The 18,353-nt window shown below is 63.7% G+C and carries 16 protein-coding genes; 7 read left to right on the forward strand and 9 right to left on the reverse strand.

The features are described from left to right. Positions 1-114 precede the first annotated feature (114 nt). Positions 115-945 (forward strand): hypothetical protein, encoded by an 831-nt coding sequence (locus tag H1D44_RS11640; RefSeq protein WP_181515023.1) that lies wholly within the window; start codon positions 115-117, stop codon positions 943-945. Here the strand turns inward: H1D44_RS11640 and H1D44_RS21255 are convergent. Then, a complete protein-coding gene (locus H1D44_RS21255; RefSeq protein WP_181515024.1) occupies positions 942-1,997 on the reverse strand; it encodes a tyrosine-type recombinase/integrase in 1,056 nt (351 codons plus the stop codon). The genes H1D44_RS11640 and H1D44_RS21255 overlap by 4 nt on opposite strands. Positions 1,998-2,097: 100 nt before the next feature. Here H1D44_RS21255 and dusA point away from each other — a divergent pair, with 100 nt between their 5' ends. Next, complete coding sequence (gene dusA, locus H1D44_RS11650) at positions 2,098-3,141, forward strand: tRNA dihydrouridine(20/20a) synthase DusA (RefSeq protein ID WP_220128065.1); 1,044 nt, start codon at positions 2,098-2,100, stop codon at positions 3,139-3,141. A gap of 6 nt (positions 3,142-3,147) precedes the next feature. Here the strand turns inward: dusA and H1D44_RS11655 are convergent, their stop codons facing one another. Beyond that, entirely contained in the window at positions 3,148-4,179 is a 1,032-nt protein-coding gene (locus H1D44_RS11655; protein ID WP_181515025.1) for a succinylglutamate desuccinylase/aspartoacylase family protein, read from the reverse strand. Positions 4,180-4,353: 174 nt separating this feature from the next. Here H1D44_RS11655 and H1D44_RS11660 point away from each other — a divergent pair, with 174 nt between their 5' ends. Further along, the gene (locus tag H1D44_RS11660) at positions 4,354-4,980 is read left to right on the forward strand and encodes a TetR family transcriptional regulator (RefSeq protein ID WP_181515026.1); all 627 of its coding nucleotides are present in this window, start codon (positions 4,354-4,356) and stop codon (positions 4,978-4,980) included. Between the two features lie 20 nt (positions 4,981-5,000). On the opposite strand, the gene H1D44_RS11665 is transcribed toward H1D44_RS11660, so the two are convergent. Beyond that, positions 5,001-8,141: an efflux RND transporter permease subunit gene (locus tag H1D44_RS11665; protein WP_181515027.1), complete on the reverse strand. Its 3,141-nt coding sequence runs from the start codon at positions 8,139-8,141 to the stop codon at positions 5,001-5,003. After that, positions 8,141-9,337, reverse strand: coding sequence for an efflux RND transporter periplasmic adaptor subunit (locus tag H1D44_RS11670; RefSeq protein WP_340162531.1), 1,197 nt, complete (start codon positions 9,335-9,337; stop codon positions 8,141-8,143). Before H1D44_RS11670 ends, H1D44_RS11665 begins: the two co-directional genes overlap by 1 nt. A gap of 246 nt (positions 9,338-9,583) precedes the next feature. Between H1D44_RS11670 and H1D44_RS11675 the strand changes: the two genes are divergently transcribed. Beyond that, on the forward strand, positions 9,584-10,519 hold the full coding sequence (locus H1D44_RS11675) for an alpha/beta fold hydrolase (protein ID WP_181515029.1): 936 nt from the start codon (positions 9,584-9,586) through the stop codon (positions 10,517-10,519). A 42-nt stretch (positions 10,520-10,561) separates the two neighbouring features. Here the strand turns inward: H1D44_RS11675 and H1D44_RS11680 are convergent, their stop codons facing one another. The 3 genes from H1D44_RS11680 to H1D44_RS11690 form a co-directional block, all read right to left on the reverse strand. Then, positions 10,562-10,963, reverse strand: a complete 402-nt coding sequence (locus tag H1D44_RS11680; protein ID WP_181515030.1) for a hypothetical protein — start codon at positions 10,961-10,963, stop codon at positions 10,562-10,564. A gap of 89 nt (positions 10,964-11,052) precedes the next feature. Next, complete coding sequence (locus H1D44_RS11685; RefSeq protein WP_181515031.1) at positions 11,053-12,045, reverse strand: lipid A deacylase LpxR family protein; 993 nt, start codon at positions 12,043-12,045, stop codon at positions 11,053-11,055. Positions 12,046-12,147: 102 nt separating this feature from the next. Beyond that, positions 12,148-12,987, reverse strand: a complete 840-nt coding sequence (locus tag H1D44_RS11690; protein ID WP_181515032.1) for a fructosamine kinase family protein — start codon at positions 12,985-12,987, stop codon at positions 12,148-12,150. A 123-nt stretch (positions 12,988-13,110) separates the two neighbouring features. Here H1D44_RS11690 and H1D44_RS11695 point away from each other — a divergent pair, with 123 nt between their 5' ends. Beyond that, a complete protein-coding gene (locus H1D44_RS11695) occupies positions 13,111-15,948 on the forward strand; it encodes an AMP-binding protein (RefSeq protein WP_181515033.1) in 2,838 nt (945 codons plus the stop codon). Between the two features lie 61 nt (positions 15,949-16,009). Here the strand turns inward: H1D44_RS11695 and H1D44_RS11700 are convergent, their stop codons facing one another. After that, complete coding sequence (locus H1D44_RS11700) at positions 16,010-16,516, reverse strand: fasciclin domain-containing protein (protein WP_181515034.1); 507 nt, start codon at positions 16,514-16,516, stop codon at positions 16,010-16,012. 196 nt (positions 16,517-16,712) lie between these two features. Here H1D44_RS11700 and H1D44_RS11705 point away from each other — a divergent pair, with 196 nt between their 5' ends. Continuing rightward, a complete protein-coding gene (locus tag H1D44_RS11705) occupies positions 16,713-17,024 on the forward strand; it encodes a YqfO family protein (protein WP_181515035.1) in 312 nt (103 codons plus the stop codon). 30 nt (positions 17,025-17,054) lie between these two features. On the opposite strand, the gene H1D44_RS11710 is transcribed toward H1D44_RS11705, so the two are convergent. Further along, on the reverse strand, positions 17,055-17,612 hold the full coding sequence (locus tag H1D44_RS11710) for an NUDIX hydrolase (RefSeq protein ID WP_181515036.1): 558 nt from the start codon (positions 17,610-17,612) through the stop codon (positions 17,055-17,057). A gap of 70 nt (positions 17,613-17,682) precedes the next feature. On the opposite strand from H1D44_RS11710, the gene H1D44_RS11715 reads away from it, so the two are divergent. Next, complete coding sequence (locus H1D44_RS11715) at positions 17,683-18,327, forward strand: CoA pyrophosphatase (RefSeq protein WP_181515037.1); 645 nt, start codon at positions 17,683-17,685, stop codon at positions 18,325-18,327. The last annotated feature ends 26 nt before the right edge of the window (positions 18,328-18,353 follow it).

The raw sequence follows: 18,353 nt of genomic DNA on the forward strand, positions 1-18,353 counted from the left end.
GAGGTGGCGATAGCAATGAGGCATGGCAACACGATACCTGATGGGTCAGGTGTTGCACTTGGTCATTGAGACCGCCATGCGTTATTGAGATACAAGCGTGTGAGGAAAAGGAATATGAAGGATAACAGAAATATCCACTTTAGCTACATTATAGCAATTATGGCATTTATCATAATTGGCTTAATTTCAGTAAAGTGGTCTGAAGTACCAAGACTGACAGAATATATAAGCTTTGCCCTAACAGTTTCATCATTATTACTCGCAACCCTTGCGATTGCCTATGCTTTTTATTCTGGCGAGAATCTATCTTTAACTCTCCAAAAGATCTCAGAATCCTCGACTGAAATTAAATATGCCGCACAAAACATAAACACCTTGACAAATGAAATAAAAGAGATACCAGACAGCATTAAAAAAGTCACCAGCAAAGTGGATAGCTCGAACAAGCTTCTCGAAAATTTATCGAAAGAAAAAATGCTGGGAGATGACACTACACACACAATCAAAACAGAGTCATCAGATCAGACAGTCGCAACCCTTACAAGCGACACACAAGCTATAAGCTTCCTAAATAATTCTCCACCGCGAGGCTGTGAAGCTCTATTAATTGCTATTTTAGGTTACAAGGAGCGCACCTCTTTTGAATTGTCTGACATTTCGCAAGGAAATTCATACATGTATTTACTATCTTATTTGCTAGCAACAAAAGCAGCGGGACTTATTGATTTTGAATACGACGCCCTTAGACGAATAGCAGTTACTAACGCGCATCCAGCTTTAGTTGAAGAGGTAGAGAATTACGTTATAGAAAACAACGAAAGAACGATCAAAGATCTCTCCATGCCAGGCGAAAGCGAGGAAAGCAACAGAGTTATGGTCTACTCGGACTACTTCAACATATTTGGATATTTCAACTCAATGCATAAAGCAAAAATTCAGCCTTAACGTAACACAAGCTTCTCTGGATTTAAGTGTGTGTACCGTTTCAAAACATCCCAACTTTCGTGGAGCGTGAACTGCTGCACCTCGACGATCTCATACCCCGCCTCGAATAGCCGCGAGGTCGCTTCGTGGCGCAGGTCGTGGAAGCGTAGATCCTCGATTCCGCACGCGGCCGTGGTCGCCTGCCATCGTGTGCCGATCGACTTAGGATTGTAGGGGAAGATCCTGTCTTCCCCTGCCGCCCTGGGCTGTCGCTTGATGATGGCCATCGCATCGTGAGTCAGCTTGAAGCGCTTGTGATTGCCCCACTTCTGCCGAGGATGCTTCGCATCGCGCACCCAGCAGGTCATGGCCTCATCATCCAGGTCGGTCCACTGGATCCGGGTGATCTCCTCACGGCGTCTCGAGGAGGCAATGGCGAAGTCCATGATGTCTTCCATCGGAATAAGGGCAGTCGGCCGGATGCGCTGGGACCGACGAAAATAGGCACGGATCTTCTCGAGCTCAGCATCCGTTGGCCGCCGGCTTCGAGCGGCGGGGCTGCCGATCAGTCCCTTGCTACGCAGCAGCAGCTTGGCCGCTTCGAAGTCGTTCAGGTTCACCGGCATTTTCCAGGCGGCCGCTGCGGTCTTCAGAGTGATCCCGATCCAGACAATGTCCTGGTTGACGGTAGCAGGCTTAACACCGCTGTTCTTGCGCATCACGGCATGCTCGGTGATCTGCTCGCTGCTGAGCTCGTTGATTTTCACCCGAGCGATCGGGAAGCGCTGCAGCTGCTGGATGGTCATTCGCTTGCTGCAGCCGGCATCCTGGGCAAACTCATGCAGGTAACGCTCGAAGGCATCGTTCAAGGTTACGCCGCGCCACTTGGCCGTCAGGATGCCGCCGGGCTGCATCAGCTCGAGCTCCCGACGCTTCGCCCACTCCTCGGCCATCGCCTTCTTCGGGAACGTCCGCGATTCGGAGTGGTCTGGTTGTCCACACCGGGCGATGCGTATCTGGGCCATGTATGAGAAACTGCCGTCCTTTTTCCGACGCTTCCTGATCGTCGCCACGCGCATCCTCCGATGTACCAAATCGCCAGTGCCCCGTGTGCCAAAAATGTACCAAGCATTAGCGCAAAACGAGGCATGAATACTGTAAATATGAACAGTTATGACTGACAAGGCAACCGCCACAACCCGCATGAAGTCTGGCACGGCGCGCCCTGCGCTGGACAGGACGTTCTCCGTCGCGCCGATGATGGACTGGACGACGAGGGACCAGAGAGCTTTCGCTCGTACCCTGACCCGCCAGGCGCTGCTCTATACCGAGATGGTGACCACCGGTGCCATTCTGCACGGCAGCCCCCGTGAGCGTTTTCTCGGCTATGACGAGGTGGAACACCCCATCGCGCTGCAGCTCGGCGGCAGCGACCCCGGCGAATTGGCGGAGTGCGCGGCGATTGCCGAGGAATGGGGCTATGACGAGGTAAACCTCAACGTCGGCTGCCCCAGCGACCGGGTGCAGAACAACATGATCGGTGCCTGCCTGATGGGCCATCCCGAGAAGGTGGCAGCGGCGGTGCGCGCCATGCGTGAGGCGGTGACGATCCCGGTCACGGTGAAGTGCCGCATCGGCATCGACGACCAGGATGAGGACGCCGACCTGGAGCGCTTCATCGCCCAGGTAGCGGATGCCGGCTGCGAGGTGTTCATCGTGCATGCGCGCAAGGCCTGGCTGCAGGGACTTTCGCCCAAGGAGAACCGCGACATCCCCCCGCTCAACTACCCCCGCGTGCATCGCCTGAAGGCCAGCCGGCCGGAGCTGCACATCGGTATCAACGGCGGCATCAAGACGCTGGACGAGTGCCTCGACCAGCTCAACCACGTGGACAGCGTGATGGTGGGCCGCGAGGCCTATCAGAACCCCTGGCTGCTGGCCGGGGTGGACGAGGCGCTGTACGGCGTGCCAGGGCCGGCCGTGAGCCGTCATGCCGCAGCCAGGGCATTTCGCCCCTATATCGCCCGCCGCCTCGAGGAGGGCGTCAAGCTCAACCACGTGACCCGCCACCTGCTGGGCCTGTTCCAGGGCCAGCCGGGCGGGCGCCGTTTCCGCCGTCATCTCTCCGAGAACGGCCACCTGGACGGCGCCTGCCTGCGGGTGTTCGATGATGCGCTGAGCCTGGTGCCGGAACGAGAGCCTGCCGAAACGGCCTAAGCCGCCTCAGTAGAGCGGATCGGGCGGCGGCTCGAGGCTGGAGTGAAAGGTCTCGATGGCGTTCTCGGCCTCCTCGATGGCGTCGAAGCGGGCGATATGAAACAGCGCTTCGCCTTCGTTGGCCAACGGCAGCCGGCTCATGCCGATCACGATGCCATCCGCCATCGCCTTGACCGCCGCCTCGGCGTTGCCGAACGGATCCGCCACCTTGCCCAGCACGTCGCCTTTGGCCACCCGCGCCCCAAGGCGCACCTTGGGGCGCAGGATGCCGTCAATGGGTGCCCGCGCCCAGCTCGAGCCGTTGGCCAGCTCGGCCGTCGGCGGCGCTCGCCGGCGATGTTCCCCAGTCAGCATGCCCAGCCGGCGCATGACCCGCAGCACGCCACGCACTCCCGGGGTGATCGCCCACTCGTCGAAGCGCAGTGCCTCACCGGCTTCGTAGGTAAGCACCGGGATGCCGCGGGACTGGGCGTAGTGGCGCAGGCTGCCCTCGCGCAGCTCGGCGTTGAGGATCACCGGCGCACCGAAGGCGTTGGCCATGCGCTCGGTCTCGCTGCCGGGGCTCAGCTGGGCGCGGATCTGCGGCAGGTTGGTGCGGTGAATGGCACCGGTATGCAGGTCGATGATGTGGGTAGCGTGATCGACGATCTGCTCGCGAAAAAGTGCCGCCACTCTCCCCCCGAGCGAGCCAGATTCGCTGCCGGGAAAGCAGCGGTTGAGATCGCGCCGATCCGGCAGGTAGCGGCTGTGCTGCATGAAACCGAACACGTTGACGATGGGCACGGCGATCAGGGTGCCGTGCAAGCCCTGTATCTGCTTCGAGCGCATCAGCCGGCGCACGATCTCCACGCTGTTGATCTCGTCACCATGGATACCGCCACACACCAGCAGCACCGGCCCCTGGCGGCGGCCATGCACGACCTCCACGGGGATGTGCAGTGGCGCATGGGTATAGAGCCGAGCAACCGGCACGTCGATCTGCAGACGGCTGCCAGGCTTGATGGTGACGCCGGCAAGTTCGAAAGGAGGGCGGGGCATGGGCCGGATTCCGAAACAGAACAGTGTTCGCTCTGTTATACCGCGACCTGCCAGGGAATACGAGGGCCGCCGGAAGCCGACATGAGGCCCAACAAACATACATCAATGAATGTAAAAAGCGACTCTCTGCGCTAGAATGGAGCAAACGGCAAGCTTGAGGAGCACTAACGCACCATGGCGCGACGTACCAAGGCGGAGGCCGCCGCCACTCGTGAGGCCCTGCTCGATGCCGCTGAGGCAGCCTTCCTCGAGCGCGGCGTGGCTCGCACCTCGCTGGAGCAGATCGCCCGCGAGGCCGGCGTGACCCGTGGCGCCGTCTATTGGCACTTCAAGAACAAGGCCGACCTGTTCCGTGCCATGCTGCTACGGGTACGCATGCCGTTCGAGGAGCTGGTCGAGGAGATTGGCGATCCGGGACTGGCCGAGCGGCCGCTGGAAGCCATCCGCCAGGCCTGCCATCGCGGCTTCGCCCGCCTCGAACAGCCACGCTATCGACGCGTGCATGCCATCCTGATCCACCACTGCGAAACCTTCGCCGAGATCGATCCACTGGCCATGCAGAACGAGATTGCCCAGGAGGCATGCGGGGCTCTTATCGAGTACTTCACCGCCGCTGCCCGCATGGGCCACCTGCGTCACGACCTCTCGCCGGAAGTCGCCGCCCGGCTACTGCAGGCGACCCTTGGCGGGCTATTTCACGACTGGCTGCGCAATCACGAGCACTTCTCGCTCGTCGAGCGCGGCACGCAGCTGGTCGATACGCAGCTCAGGCTGCTGGCACAGGCACCAGAGTCGCCCTGACCCCGGCGCCTGGCCAGGCATCATGCCCGGCTTGCCTTCCTCTCTGCATTGCGCTGGCTGCGCTCACGCCGCCAAGTGGCCAGATCCTCCATCACCTTGTAGGCCAGCGGCACGAAGATCAGCGCCAGCGAACTGGCCATGATCATGCCACCCACTACCACGGTGCCAATCTCCTGGCGACTGTTGGCCCCTGCTCCGGTGGCGAATACCAGCGGCAAGGTGCCAATGATGAAGGTCAGCGCCGTCATCAGAATGGCACGAAAGCGCTGTTGGGCCGCAGCCAGTGCCGCATCGAAGGAGCTCATGCCGGTGCGCCGGTTCTGCGCTGCGAACTCGACGATAAGGATGGCGTTCTTCGCCGCCAGACCGATCAGTACCAGCAGCCCCACCTGGAAGTAGATGTCGTTGGGAAAACCGCGCAGCATGGCAGCCAGTGCCGCACCCAGCACGCCAAAGGGTACCGCCGTGGCCACCGCCATCGGCAGGGTCCAGCGCTCGTACTGGGCGGCCAGGATCAGGAACACCATCACCATGGCCAGGCCGAAGGCAAGCCCACCCGCACCGGCGGCGGCATCAAGCTGGTAGGCCTCACCGATCCAGCCCAGCGAACTATCGGCATCGAGCACCTGGGCGGCGACCTCTTCCATCGCCTCCTTGGCCTGGCCGGTGGTGTAGCCCGGGGCCGCATCGGCAAGGAAGTTGACCGCACTGTTGACGTTGAAGCGGTTGATGATGTCCGGCCCGCTGGTGCGCTCCAGGCTCACCAGACTCGAGAGCGGCAGCATCTCGCCATACTCCGAACGCACGAAGACCTTGTTGAGATCCTCGGGCTGGCTGCGGAACTCGCCCTCGGACTGCAGGTTGACCTGCCAGTTGCGCCCCGCCAGGGTGAAATCGTTGACGTAGAGCGAGCCGAAGGTGCTCTGCATCGCCTCGAACACCTGGTTGATCGGCACACCCATGGCCCGCGCCTTCTCACGGTCCACCGCGGCACGATAGCGGGGAATGCCGCTGTCCAGGGTGATGCGCGCATTGGTCAGCTCCGGCCGCTCGTTGGCAGCGGCACTGAGCTGCTGACCGAGCGTTTCCAGCTCCTCGGTGGTCACGTCGCCACTCACCTCGAGGTAGCCCTCCACCCCACCGGTGAGAGAAAGCCCCATGATCGGCGGCGGCGTGAAGGCGATCACGTTGGCCTCGGGAATGCCGGCCCCCATGCCGATGATGCGCCCGGCCACGGAAGCGGCGTCCTGCCCCGGCCCGGTGCGATCGCCCCAATCGGCGAGGTTGGCAAAACCGATACCCGCGTTGGTACGCAGCGAGCCCGCGATCATGTCGAAGCCCGCCACCGTGGTGAACTGATCCACTTCGTCCATGCCCAGCAGCATCTGCGTGATCTGGTCGCGTACCGTCTCGGTACGCGGCAGCGCCGAAGCCGGCGGCAGGTTATAGACCACCAGCGCCGTACCCTGGTCTTCCTGCGGCACCAGGCCTGAGGGTAGACGCGTCAGCGAGAACAGCGTCAAGGCGATCACACCGATGAACAACAGCATACCCAGTAGCGCATGGCGCAGCAGCTTGCCCACCAGCCAGGCGAAGCCGCTGGTGAGCTTGTCGAAGGCGGCATTGAACCACTGGAAGGGCTTGGCCACTTCGTGCTTCTGCTTGTCGAGCATCAGCGCGCACATGGGCGGCGTGAGCGTGAGCGCCACCACCCCGGACACCACCACCGAAATGGCGATGGTCACGGCGAACTGCCGATAGAGCTCACCGGTGAGACCACCCAGGAAGGTGACCGGCGCGAATACCGCCACCAGCACCAGGGTCGACGACACGACCGCCCCGGCGACCTGCTTCATGGTCTCCACGGCGGCATCCCGCGCCTTTAAGCCCTGCTCCTTGATCAGTCGGTCGACGTTCTCCAGCACGATGATGGCGTTGTCCACCACGATGCCGATGGCCAGTACCAGCCCGAACAGGGTGAGCATGTTGATGGAGAAGCCCAGTGCCAGCATGCCGGCAAAAGTACCGATCAGCGACACCGGGATCGCCACCACCGGGATCAGCGTCGCGCGCAGGTGCTGGAGGAAGACGAAGGTCACCACCACCACCAGCGCCACCGCAATCAGCAGCGTGATGAACACCTCACGAATGGAGATCTCGACGAACTCCGTGGTGTCGTAGGGCACGACGTACCCAACCCCCTCGGGGAAGCGCGAGGACATGTTCTCCAGTGCTTCGTGCACCGCCGTGGCAGTATCCAGCGCGTTGGCGCCAGGCTGCAGGTACACCCCCATGGGCACCGCGCCCTGGCCATTGTAGGTGGCAGAGAAAGCGTAGCTCTGCGAGCCCAGCTCAACCCTTGCTACGTCCCCCAGACGCAAGGTGCCACCCTGCTCGTCGGAGCGCAGGATGATACGCTCGAACTCCTCCGGTTCGGACAGCTGGCCCGGGGTGGAAACAGCGAAGGTGAAGGCCACTTCCTCCGGAGCCGGCTGCGCGCCGATGCTACCGGCGGCAAACTGCGCGTTCTGCTCGCGAATGGAGGCGGCCACGTCGGAAGGCGTCAGGTCGTACTGCGCCAGCTTGTCCGGCGAGAGCCACACGCGCATGGAGTAGTCCTGGGCGCCGAACAGTGAGGCATCGCCCACCCCGGGCAGGCGCACCAGCTCGTCGAGTACGTTGAGCAAGGCGTAGTTGGAGAGGAACAGCGGATCGCGGGAGCCATCCGGCGAATACAGCACCGGCACCATGAGCATGTTGGTGGAGCGCGCCTCGACGCGCACGCCCAGCGTCTGTACCTGCTGCGGCAGCCGTGAGAGGGCGGCCTGCACCCGGTTGTTGACGTTGATCGCCGCCTGGTCCGGGTCGGTACCCATCTCGAAGGAGACAGTGATCTGCAAGCTGCCCGCATCGGTGGCCGTCGATTCCATGTAGAGCATGTCGTCGACGCCGTTGATCTCCTGCTCCAGCGGGGCGGCTACGGTCTCGGCGATCACCTGGGCGCTGGCACCGGGATACTGGGCCTGCACCACGACTTCGGGCGGTACCACGTTGGGATATTGTTCCACCGGCAGCGCGCGAAGCGCTGCCGTGCCCACCAGCATGATGATGATCGAGATGACCGAGGAGAAGATCGGCCGGTCGATGAAGAACCTGAGCATTACGCCTCCTCGTCGGTCTCGGCTTCGGCTTCCGCCGCCGAGGCCTCGGCCTCTTCGGCCGCCTGCTGTGCCTCTTCGGGACTCAGTTCATTGACCCGAACCGGCATGCCATCCTGCAGCCCTACCAGACCGTTGACCACGATGCGCTGATCGGCCTCCAGCCCGGTCAGCACCACCTGGCGTCCGTCGACGACGGGGCCGAGCTCCACGGTACGCGCGTGAACGGTGTCGTCTTCCACGACGAAGACACGGGCCCCCTGGGGCCCCTGTCCCACCGCCTGCTGGGGAATCAGAAAGACGTCTTCGAGCTCCTGCACCAGCACGCGGACACGCACGAACTGCCCCGGCACCACTTCCCCATCGGGGTTGGGGAACACGGCACGGGCCGACACACTGCCGGTACGCGGATCGATGGTGCTGTCGGTGAAGTCCACCACCCCGCTCTCTTCATAGACGCGGCCGTCGGGCAGGGTCAGCAGCGCCTCACGCTGCTCGGACTGGCCGTTGGCGGACATGGCGCGACGTGCCGCACGCTGCAGGGCGGCATCGCCCTCGGGCAGCGAGAAACGCACGTGTACCGGGTCCTGCTGGGTCACCGTGGTCAGCAGCGTGCCCCGCTCGATCAGGCTGCCCTCGGGAAAGCTCTCGAGTCCGGTCATGCCGGCCAGCGGTGCGCGCACCTCGGTGTAGTCGAGATTGAGTTCGGCAGTGGCCACGCCGGACTCGGCCAAGGCATAGCGCGCCTCGGCCAGCTCGCGAGCGGAGAGCGCCGAGTCGCGCTCGCGCTCACTGACGGCATTCTGCTGGAACAGCGTCGAGATCCGCCGCCATTCGCGCTGCGCCTGGTTCAGCTCGGCCTGGGCATTGGCCAACTCCGCCCGAGCGCGCTGCAGCTCGATCTGGTACGGCTCACGGTCGATACGAAACAGCGGCTCTCCCGTTTCCACGACCTGGCCTTCGGTGTAGAGGCGCTCTTCCAGGATGCCCTGCACGCGAGCGCGCACTTCCACTTCACGGGAGCCGCGCACGCGGGCGGCGTACTCCTCCACCACATCGACCGAACGCGGCTCCACGCGCTGTACGTAGACCTCGGGCGGTGGGCGCTCTCCGGCACCGGCGGGGGCTCCGCCGTTTCCATTCTGCTCGCACCCTCCCAGCAGGGATACCAAGAGGCCGACAGCCAGTATCCATTTCACGGGAAGGCGCGCTCCCGGAAGTGACAAATGCATATTGGATCTCCGCTGGGTATCGTGGTTCGTCAGAGCAACACGCCTGGTAGCAGGGGTCGCATGGCAGGTGGTTAGCTGGCGACGAATTATATCTACAACCTTGTATGTATACTAGCCTTACCCCGATTGCATCGTTTCCCCTGGGCAAGGCGAAGGCCGAGAAAACAGGCTATGCTGCAAAGCAGCATAAGGTGGCGACGGAGGCCGATACAGATGGATGCGATGGAACTGGTCACGCTGAGAGACTTGGAGATAGCGGTGCGCATCTGGCACCCGGAGGCGCCGAAAACCGTTGTCGCCTGGCATGGGCTGGCACGCCACGGTGGCGATTTCGAAAAATTCTCCCGCACACTCGGCCCTGAGTGGCGTGTGCTGGCTCCGGACACCCCCGGACGAGGGCTTTCGAGCTGGTCGCCCATTCCATCGCAAGACTATCTCTATCGCAATTACATGAGTGTGGCACTGGCCGTGCTGGATCACTTCGAACTGGAGCGAGTGCCCTGGGTCGGAACCTCGATGGGTGGGCTGTTGGGAATGCTCCTGGCTGCCGAAACCGAAAGCTCGCATCGTATAGAACGTCTGGTGCTGAACGACGTCGGCCCCGAGTTGAATCCCCAAGGCTTGATGCAGTTGGCACTCTATTTCGGCAGGCCGCATCGTTTCACCACCTTCGCTCAGCTGCAAGCCGAGCTGACCGAGCACTATCACGGTTTCGGCATCGAGGGGGAAGAAGCCTGGCGTCAACTGGCACTTGGCAGCGCACGGCGCCTGCCTGACGGCAGCTGGACCTATCATTACGATCCCCGCATTGCCGAACAATTCATCAACGACACCCCGCGCGACACCTGGGCCGACTGGCGAGCGATCGACTGCCCGCTGATGGTAATACGCGGCGCCGAATCGCCGCTGTTGGATGCCGAGAGTGTCGTGAGCATGGCCAAGGCACAGCCCGACCTGGTGACTCTGGAAGTCCCCGGCTGCGGCCATGCGCCGATGCTCGACCGCAGCAGCCAGGTAGCCCCCATCGCTGAATTTCTCACCCGCCCCCCACAGAAGTCAGCACGACGTCCGCAGCACGCCGCGCAAGGCTGGTGGCAACGATTGAGCGCCTGGGCCAGGCGACGCACCGCTTTGAAGAACGCCGACTAACCCTGTTTTGTGAACCGTAAAGCGAGTTGGTTCCAAGCGGTGCTAACGCGGCCGACTACGCAGTATTCGCCCTTCGGGGTGAGTCTCGATTCGCTCGCCACTGCCGCTACCCACCACGTCGTCACGCCAGATGTCGCCGCGCTCACGAGGCTGCACCTCAGCCGGCCTGGGCGGCTTGCCCGGCTGGGGCGGCTGGGGCCAGAAGAGGTATGGACCCAGGAACTCCCAGGGTACTTCGATGGTAATTTCAGGATCGCGATAACTGCGCTGACGCCAGTGCTCGCGATGCCAGGCCAGCGGGTGCTGCACGGGCAGGAAGAGCGCCCCGTGGGTGGCGGCTCCGACCTCGTCAGACGCGGCCCAGGCACTCGAACCAAGCACGAAGCAGCCTGCCAGCAGAAGCCCGCCGACGACGCCCCACCGCAGCTTTTTCGATTCGTGCATGACTTTTCTCCCCCGGCATCATCCTCCTCGGCGCACCGGCCAGGTCTCCAGTATAGGCATAGCGGTGCTCTCGGCCAGAAGCGCTCAGCTCATAGCCGGTAGCTCAGCGACAGCGCGCCGTGAACGGTGCTGTTCACCTGCTCCTCGAACTCCTTGCTGCGCCACACGTGAGCCAGGCTCACCTCCCAGCGCTCCCATGTCAGCGCCACACCGACGACGGCGTCGCCGACCCACTCGCGGCGATCGACCGAATGGCTGTCGCGCACGGTGTTGCCATCCAGCAGCAGGTTGTGCGCCACGTAGCGCCCTTGCAGCGCGGCGAAGAGATTCCAGCCGCTGCCCGGCGATGTCGCGACCTGACGATAGCCACCGCGCTCGATGCTCAGGGAGGGCCAGCCCATGCTGGCATCGAGCCCGCGGCCGAACCGCAAGCCGTAGCCGCCACCGGCCTGCGCCAGCAGGTTACCGAGAGAGGCCGACACGCCCGGGCCGTGCTGCATCTCCAGATCACCCAGCGAATGGCTTTGCCACCAGTGGCGACGATAGCCCAGGTTGAGGATGGGCTCGTTGCCCAGTTGATGGGACCAGCCACGGGGGCGCTGACTGTTGGTGAAGCGGTGCACCTCGCGCTGAACGCTGTCGGCGGAGGTAGCGGGGCCAACCACACCGAGGTCGAGCTGGAATGCCTCTTCACGATGCCAGGCACCGCTCAGCGGCTCGCGGCCATATAGCGCCAGGCCGCCCAGGATCAAGCCGGCGTAGGGGCGGTCGTCCTCAATCAGGTCGCGGCGCTCCACCTCAACCGGCGTGTACATGCGATAGCTCAGGTGGTAGCTGATGGCATCCACCGAGCCGAGCCATACGCCGGGCAAGCCATGGGTGATGCGCTGGCTCCAGTGCTGCGGCGAGACCGCCCGGGTCCAGTGCAACTCCACCCCGGAGGTGTAATGGTCGTCGTCGCTGCTGACCATGCCGTCGTTGTCCACCTGTAGCGTCACGACGCCCGAGCCAGCAAATGCCGGTGTGGCCAGCAGGCAGCCTATGGCAACCCCCCGAATGAAATCACCGATGCCTCGATTCATAACGTTCTCTTCCTTGAGCGAGCCTAACATACACGAGTGTATGTACTATTCATCGCTCTCGGCAAGGTGATTCAAACGTACCCTTGAATGAAACGATCCTCGCTACCCGGATTCGACGGCAGCGACCGCGCGTTCCACACCGCCTCGATAGCCGCTACCGAACAGCAGCAGGTGATTGAGCAACGGATAGAGCTGAAACAGCGCCTCGCGCCTTGGCCAGTCATGGGGCGCATCGCCGTCCCAATAGGCCTCGAAGAAGGCCTCGCCGGGTGAGCCGAACAGCGTCAGCATGGCCAGGTCCACTTCGGGATAGTGGCAGTAAACCGCGGGGTCGATGATCGCCGGCCCCACTGGAGTATGCAGCACGTTGCCTGACCAGAGGTCACCGTGCAGCAGGCTCGCCGGGGCATCGGGAAGCCAGCTCTCCAAGGTTTCCGCCACGCTCTCGACTCGGCGGCGCAAGGGAGCATCGAGCAGCCCACGCGTGTGGCAGGCCTGCGCCAGGGGCAGCAGGCGACGCTCGCGCTGGAAGGCTCGTCCATCGACCATGGGCGCATTGGGCTGCGGCGTTCGTCCGCAGGCATTGTCACGAGGCCAGCCATGCGCGCTCGCGGTATGTGCATGCAGCTGGCGCAGCCCCTCGCCCAGTGCAGAAGCGGAGTGCGATGATCTCGAACCGCTGTCTAGCGCCTCCATCACCAGCCAGCCGTCGCCGAGCGCCAGCACCTCGGGCACCAGCAGAGACGTTGCGGCCTCGCGCAGGGCCCGCAGCCCGTCAGCCTCACCGGCCAGGCGCTGCGCATCGTCACGCTTGGCCACCACCGGACCACGTGAGGTTGCCAACCAGTAGACCACGGCAATGTCGCCGCCTCCGAGCGAGTGCAGCTCGCCCTGGGGCACAAGCCCTTGTGCCCCTAACAGTTCGAAAAGCGCCTGTTCCATTCGACTTCTCCTTGGCTATGCGATGACTCTTGCTACAACTATCTGCCAAACCATCACTACGCTTGGGGAGAAACCATGCCATGGCGCAGTCCATTGCCCAAGGGCACCCGAAAGAGGTGACGTATGCCGAGACGCGACGACAACCAGGACATGGCCAGCCAGCAGACCGAGCAGCGATTACTGGCCTTGCTCGAGGGGCTGGTACAGGAGGTGCAGCCCGACCGGCATGACACCCGGCCTATCACCCTGGCATCTCGCCTCGACCGCGACCTGGGGCTGGACAGCCTGGCACGCTCCGAACTGCTGCTGCGCATCGAGCAGGCGTTCGGTAAGCGCCTGCCGGAGTCGGCGCTCCTCGCCGAGACGCCCGGTGACCTGCTCCAGCAGCTCAAGTCCGACACTGCGCAGCCCCCCCACCCGGAGCCGCCCACCACCTCGGCAGGCCCCACGCGACCAGCCGCGCCGGCGGGGTCCGAAGGCAAAGTCACGGGTGAGCCAGGCGAGGCCGACACGCTCAACGCCGCCATGGACTGGCATCTCGAGCGGCACCCGGACCTCCCACACCTCTACCTGTATGGAGACCGGGACGATCCCGAGACCCTCAGCTACGGCGAGCTGGACCGGGGCGCGCGGCGGGTGGCCGCTGCCCTGGTGTCGCGCGGCGTGCGTGCCGGCGATCGCATCGCGCTGATGCTGCCCACTTCACGCGACTATTTCATCGCCTTTTTCGGCGTGCTAAGGGCGGGGGCGGTTCCCGTGCCCATCTACCCCCCCGCGCGACCCGCCCAGCTAGAGGAGCACCTGCGGCGCCACGGGCGCATCCTGAACAACGCCGGTGCCCGCCTGTTGATTACCGTCGCAGAGGCGCGCTCAGTGGCACACCTGCTGCATGCGGAAGCACCCCATTGCCATATCGCCACCCTGGCGGAGCTAGACGAGGCACCGGAGGCGCAAGCACCAGCGGTACCGGCGGCCAACGACCTGGCACTGCTGCAGTACACCTCAGGCAGCACCGGGGATCCCAAGGGGGTTCAGCTCACCCACGCCCAGCTGCTGGCCAATATCCGCGCCATGGGTCAGCGCCTGCAGGCCAGGCCGGATGACGTCTTCGTCAGCTGGCTGCCGCTCTACCACGACATGGGACTGATCGCGGCATGGCTCGCCAGCCTCTACTACGGCATCCCGCTGGTGGTGATGTCACCGCTCTCCTTCCTCTCGCGCCCGCTGCGCTGGCTGGAGCTGATCGACCGGCATCGCGGCACCATCTCCGGCGCGCCGAACTTCGGCTACGAGCTGTGCCTGCGCGCCCTGACCCCGGAGCGCATGCAGGGCCTGGACCTGAGCAGCTGGCGAGTGGCGTTCAACGGCGCGGAGCCGGTCAGCGCAGACACCATGGAGCAATTCGGCAAGCGACTGGCACCCTGCGGGCTGCAATCGAGCGCCTTGATGCCGGTCTACGGGCTGGCCGAAGCTGCGGTGGGTCTCTGCGTGGCGAGCCCCGGCCGTGGCGTGGTGATCGATACCGTCAACCGCGAGCGCTTCGAGGCGAGCGGCGAAGCGTGGCCCGAGAGCAACCCGGCTGCAGCCCAGCGTTTCGTCAACTGCGGCCCGCCGCTGCCGGGATACCGGCTGCGCATCGTCGACGCCCAAGGCCATGAGCTTGACGAACGCCTGGAGGGGGATATCGAATTCCAGGGCCCCTCCGCCACCGACGGCTATTTCGACAATCCCGAGGAGAGCGCGAAACTGCGCCACGACGGCTGGCTGCGTACCGGTGATCGCGGCTATCTCGCCAGCGGCGATCTGCACATCAGCGGGCGCCTCAAGGACGTCGTGGTGCGCGGTGGACGCAACCTCTATCCCTACGACATCGAGGCAGCCGTGGGCGACCTCGAGGGGATTCGCAAGGGCTGCGTGGCGGTGTTCGGCAACCCCGATCCGGCCACGGGGGCCGAGGCCCTGGTGGTGGTGGCCGAGACCCAGGAGCAAGACCCGGCGCGACGCCGCGAGCTGCACCACGCCGTGGCCGACAGCGTGGTCGATATCGTCAACGTGCCGGCCGACGAGATCGTGCTGGCACCGCCCCACAGCGTGCTCAAGACTTCAAGCGGCAAGATACGCCGCGCAGCGACTCGCGAGCACTATCGCCAGGGTCGCCTGGGAAAGCAGGCCGCACCGGTCTGGCGCCAGGTCGTCAGGCTGTCGCTGCGGGCCAGGCTACAGCGATGGAAAATGCACCTGGGCAAGGCACGATACGCGATCTACTACGCTTATGGGTGGACGATATTCGGCCTCGGGGCCGCGCTGTTCGCGCTCATCGGCCTGCCCTTGCCCAGACTGAGCTGGCGTTGGAGAGTGGCCCGTCACCTCAGCCGAGGGATGGCCGCGCTTGCCGGCATTCGCCTCGAGATACGCGGCCTGGAACAGCTGCCGGGCAACCAGCCTTTCGTGCTCGTGGCCAACCACGCCAGCTATCTCGACGTGCTGATACTCACTGCCTCCCTGCCCTGCGCCCTGCGTTACCTGGCCAAGGAGGAGCTCGAGAGCCGCAGCGCGAGCCGAATTCCCCTCACCCGCATGGGTGCGCTGTTCGTCGAGCGCTTCGACCCGCGCCAGGCGGAGCAGGACATGCAGCAGGCGGAACATGCCGTGGCCGCCGGTGACAGCCTGGCCATCTTCCCCGAAGGAACCTTCGGCCCCAAGCCCGGCCTGGGAGACTTCCATATGGGCGCCTTCCTGACCGCCGCCCACGCCGGAGTGCCGGTGGTACCGGTCGCTATCGAAGGTACGCGCGAGCGCCTGCGCGGCCGGGAATGGCGCCCCCACCCAGGGCGAGTGACCCTGCATGTGGGCGCGCCACTGCAGCCGAAGGGCAGTGATTGGAACGCGGCATTGCAGCTCAAGAACGAGGCCTACGCCTTTATCCTCGAGAACTGCGGCGAATCACGCCATTCCGGCTGAAGAATCACGAAAAAAACCACCCCGGAGGGTGGCAAGGCGGACACAGCCAAGGACGGCTGTCTTACTCAGGCAGCAGCACGCTATCAATGACATGGATGACGCCGTTGCTGGCCTCGATGTCGGCCTGGATCACGGTAGCGTCGTTGATCATCACGCTGCCGTTTGAGGTAGTGATGGTGATGTCCTGGCCCTGTACGGTGGTAGCGCTGTCCAGACCCATGGCCTCTTCGGCCATGACTTTCCCCGCCACCACGTGGTAGGTCAGCACGGCCTGCAACTGCTCGATGTTCTCAGGCTCCAGCAGGCTCTCCACGGTACCCTCGGGCAAGGCTGCAAAAGCCTCGTCGGTAGGAGCGAAGACGGTGAAAGGCCCCTCTCCCTTGAGGGTCTCGACCAGCCCGGCGGCTTCCAGCGCGGCGGCCAGGGTCTCGAACTGCCCCGCCGCCACGGCGGTGTCCACGATGTCCTGCTTGTCTCCATGACTGCCGGCCTGGACGGTGCCCGCCAGCATGAGGCCAACCAAACCTGCTCCCACGCACTTCGTGGCTACCACATGAATCGGTTTCATCGGGTCATTTCCTCAGTGTGTACGTATAGGGTGGAGCACCAACCCCACCCCTATACAGACAATAGTTATTGTACAGCTATTGGACAAGTATTTTTTTCACTGCGCCTCTGCGACAGCCAAGGGGCTGACGCTGCCTGCCAGCTGTGGCAAAAAGGGAAGCACGGAATCCACTCAGAATCGTGACAGGGAGATAGCGATGTACAAGCTTGCCTTCTTCGTTCCGCTGGAGGATGCCGAGGCCGTCAAGGAAGCCGTGTTCGTCACCGGCGCCGGGCGTATCGGCGACTATGAGGCGTGCTGCTTCGAGACCCGCGGTACCGGTCAGTTTCGCCCGCTGGATGGCGCCAGCCCGCATATCGGTCAGGTAGGTGACCTGGAAAAGGTCGAGGAGGTGAAAGTGGAGATGGTATGCCAGGACGATCTGATCCACGACGCCGTCGCGGCCCTACGTGCCGCGCACCCCTATGAGGAACCAGCCTTCGACGTGTGGAAGCTGGAGACGTTCTGAGGCAACAGCCGAGGCCTGACCGAGTACCGGTCAGGCCGAACCAAAGTAGCGTTCGCGGTCCTCGGCAGTAATGTCGCTGATGTGCAGCGGGTAGTGTCCATCGCCACGGTCGGCGTAGAAATGGCGCAGGGTGCGCTCGATGGTGGGAAACGCCAGCTCGTCCCAAGGGATCTCGTGTTCCTCGAACAGCGCGACCTCGAGGCTCTCCGGCCCGGCGGAGAAGGGGCCGGTGAGGTCAGCGCGGAAGATCATGTAGACCTGATTGATGTGTGGCAGATTGATCAGGGTATAGAGCCCGTGGATGTCGACCTCGGCGCAGGCTTCCTCCCAGGTCTCGCGGGCCGCCGCCTGAACGGTGGTTTCGGCGTTCTCCATGAAGCCTGCCGGCAGGGTCCAGAAGCCCTTGCGCGGTGTGATCGCCCGGCGACAGAGCAGTACTCGTGAGCCGCTCACCGGCAGGGTACCGGCCACGATGCGCGGATTCTGATAGTGAATCGAGCCACAGCCGTCACACAGGTACCGGGGTCGGTCGTCCCCTGCCGGAATCGCGAAACGCACGGTTTGGCCACAGTGGCTGCAGAAGTTCATGAGTCTCCCTGGCAGGCTTGACGTCGGCAAAGGCGCCCGGGTAGAAGGAATCAAACCCGATGGAAACCCCATGTTAGAGAAACTTCGCAAGCGCCTGCAAGCGCACGCTCCCCGCCACATGCGCCTCGACATGCCGCAGGCAGCGGTGTTGATGCCGATCGTCGAGCGTCCCGAGCCGACGCTGCTGTTCACCCGCCGCGCGGGGCACCTGAACACCCATAGCGGCCAGGTGGCGTTTCCCGGCGGCAAGCGCGAGGAGGCCGACCGCGACCTGCTGTTCACCGCCCTGCGCGAATCCCACGAGGAGATCGCCCTGCCGCCGGATCGGGTCGAACTGCTCGGCCGCCTGTCGGACGTGATCTCTCTGCACGGCATCCTGGTCACCCCCTACGTGGGCCTGATCCCGCCGGACCTGCCCCTCACGCCCGATCCCGACGAGCTGGACGCTATCTTCGAGGTGCCGCTCGAGCTGTTCCTCGAGGACCGACGCCACCACACCGACGTGATACCGGTGAACGGTCGGCCCTACTACGTGCCCAGCTACCACACCCAGGGCCAGGTGATCTGGGGCCTATCGGCAATGATGCTGGTGGAGCTGCTGGCAGAAGGATTCGAGCGTCCCATCAGCCTGTTCGATGAGCCGCCGCACGGTCGACTATGCTATTTTCCCGAGCGTTTGCTGCGCAGCTCGAAGACCGAGACGCGCGTTTCCTGAACGCCTGAGACTGGAGAGACAGCTCG

Origin of the sequence: Billgrantia kenyensis, from assembly GCF_013697085.1 — a bacterium.
GTDB classification, from domain to species: Bacteria; Pseudomonadota; Gammaproteobacteria; order Pseudomonadales; family Halomonadaceae; genus Halomonas; species Halomonas kenyensis.

Excerpts from the sequence above, each read along its gene's own strand:
- H1D44_RS11680 (WP_181515030.1), bottom strand. The coding sequence starts at position 10,963 with ATGCACGAATCGAAAAAGCTGCGGTGGGGCGTCGTCGGCGGGCTTCTG.
- H1D44_RS11665 (WP_181515027.1), bottom strand. The coding sequence starts at position 8,141 with ATGCTCAGGTTCTTCATCGACCGGCCGATCTTCTCCTCGGTCATCTCG.
- dusA (WP_220128065.1), top strand. The coding sequence starts at position 2,098 with ATGACTGACAAGGCAACCGCCACAACCCGCATGAAGTCTGGCACGGCG.
- H1D44_RS11705 (WP_181515035.1), top strand. The coding sequence starts at position 16,713 with ATGTACAAGCTTGCCTTCTTCGTTCCGCTGGAGGATGCCGAGGCCGTC.
- H1D44_RS11685 (WP_181515031.1), bottom strand. The coding sequence starts at position 12,045 with ATGAATCGAGGCATCGGTGATTTCATTCGGGGGGTTGCCATAGGCTGC.
- H1D44_RS11660 (WP_181515026.1), top strand. The coding sequence starts at position 4,354 with ATGGCGCGACGTACCAAGGCGGAGGCCGCCGCCACTCGTGAGGCCCTG.
- H1D44_RS11715 (WP_181515037.1), top strand. The coding sequence starts at position 17,683 with ATGTTAGAGAAACTTCGCAAGCGCCTGCAAGCGCACGCTCCCCGCCAC.
- H1D44_RS11675 (WP_181515029.1), top strand. The coding sequence starts at position 9,584 with ATGGATGCGATGGAACTGGTCACGCTGAGAGACTTGGAGATAGCGGTG.
- H1D44_RS11695 (WP_181515033.1), top strand. The coding sequence starts at position 13,111 with ATGCCGAGACGCGACGACAACCAGGACATGGCCAGCCAGCAGACCGAG.
- H1D44_RS11690 (WP_181515032.1), bottom strand. The coding sequence starts at position 12,987 with ATGGAACAGGCGCTTTTCGAACTGTTAGGGGCACAAGGGCTTGTGCCC.
- H1D44_RS11640 (WP_181515023.1), top strand. The coding sequence starts at position 115 with ATGAAGGATAACAGAAATATCCACTTTAGCTACATTATAGCAATTATG.
- H1D44_RS11710 (WP_181515036.1), bottom strand. The coding sequence starts at position 17,612 with ATGAACTTCTGCAGCCACTGTGGCCAAACCGTGCGTTTCGCGATTCCG.
- H1D44_RS11700 (WP_181515034.1), bottom strand. The coding sequence starts at position 16,516 with ATGAAACCGATTCATGTGGTAGCCACGAAGTGCGTGGGAGCAGGTTTG.
- H1D44_RS11655 (WP_181515025.1), bottom strand. The coding sequence starts at position 4,179 with ATGCCCCGCCCTCCTTTCGAACTTGCCGGCGTCACCATCAAGCCTGGC.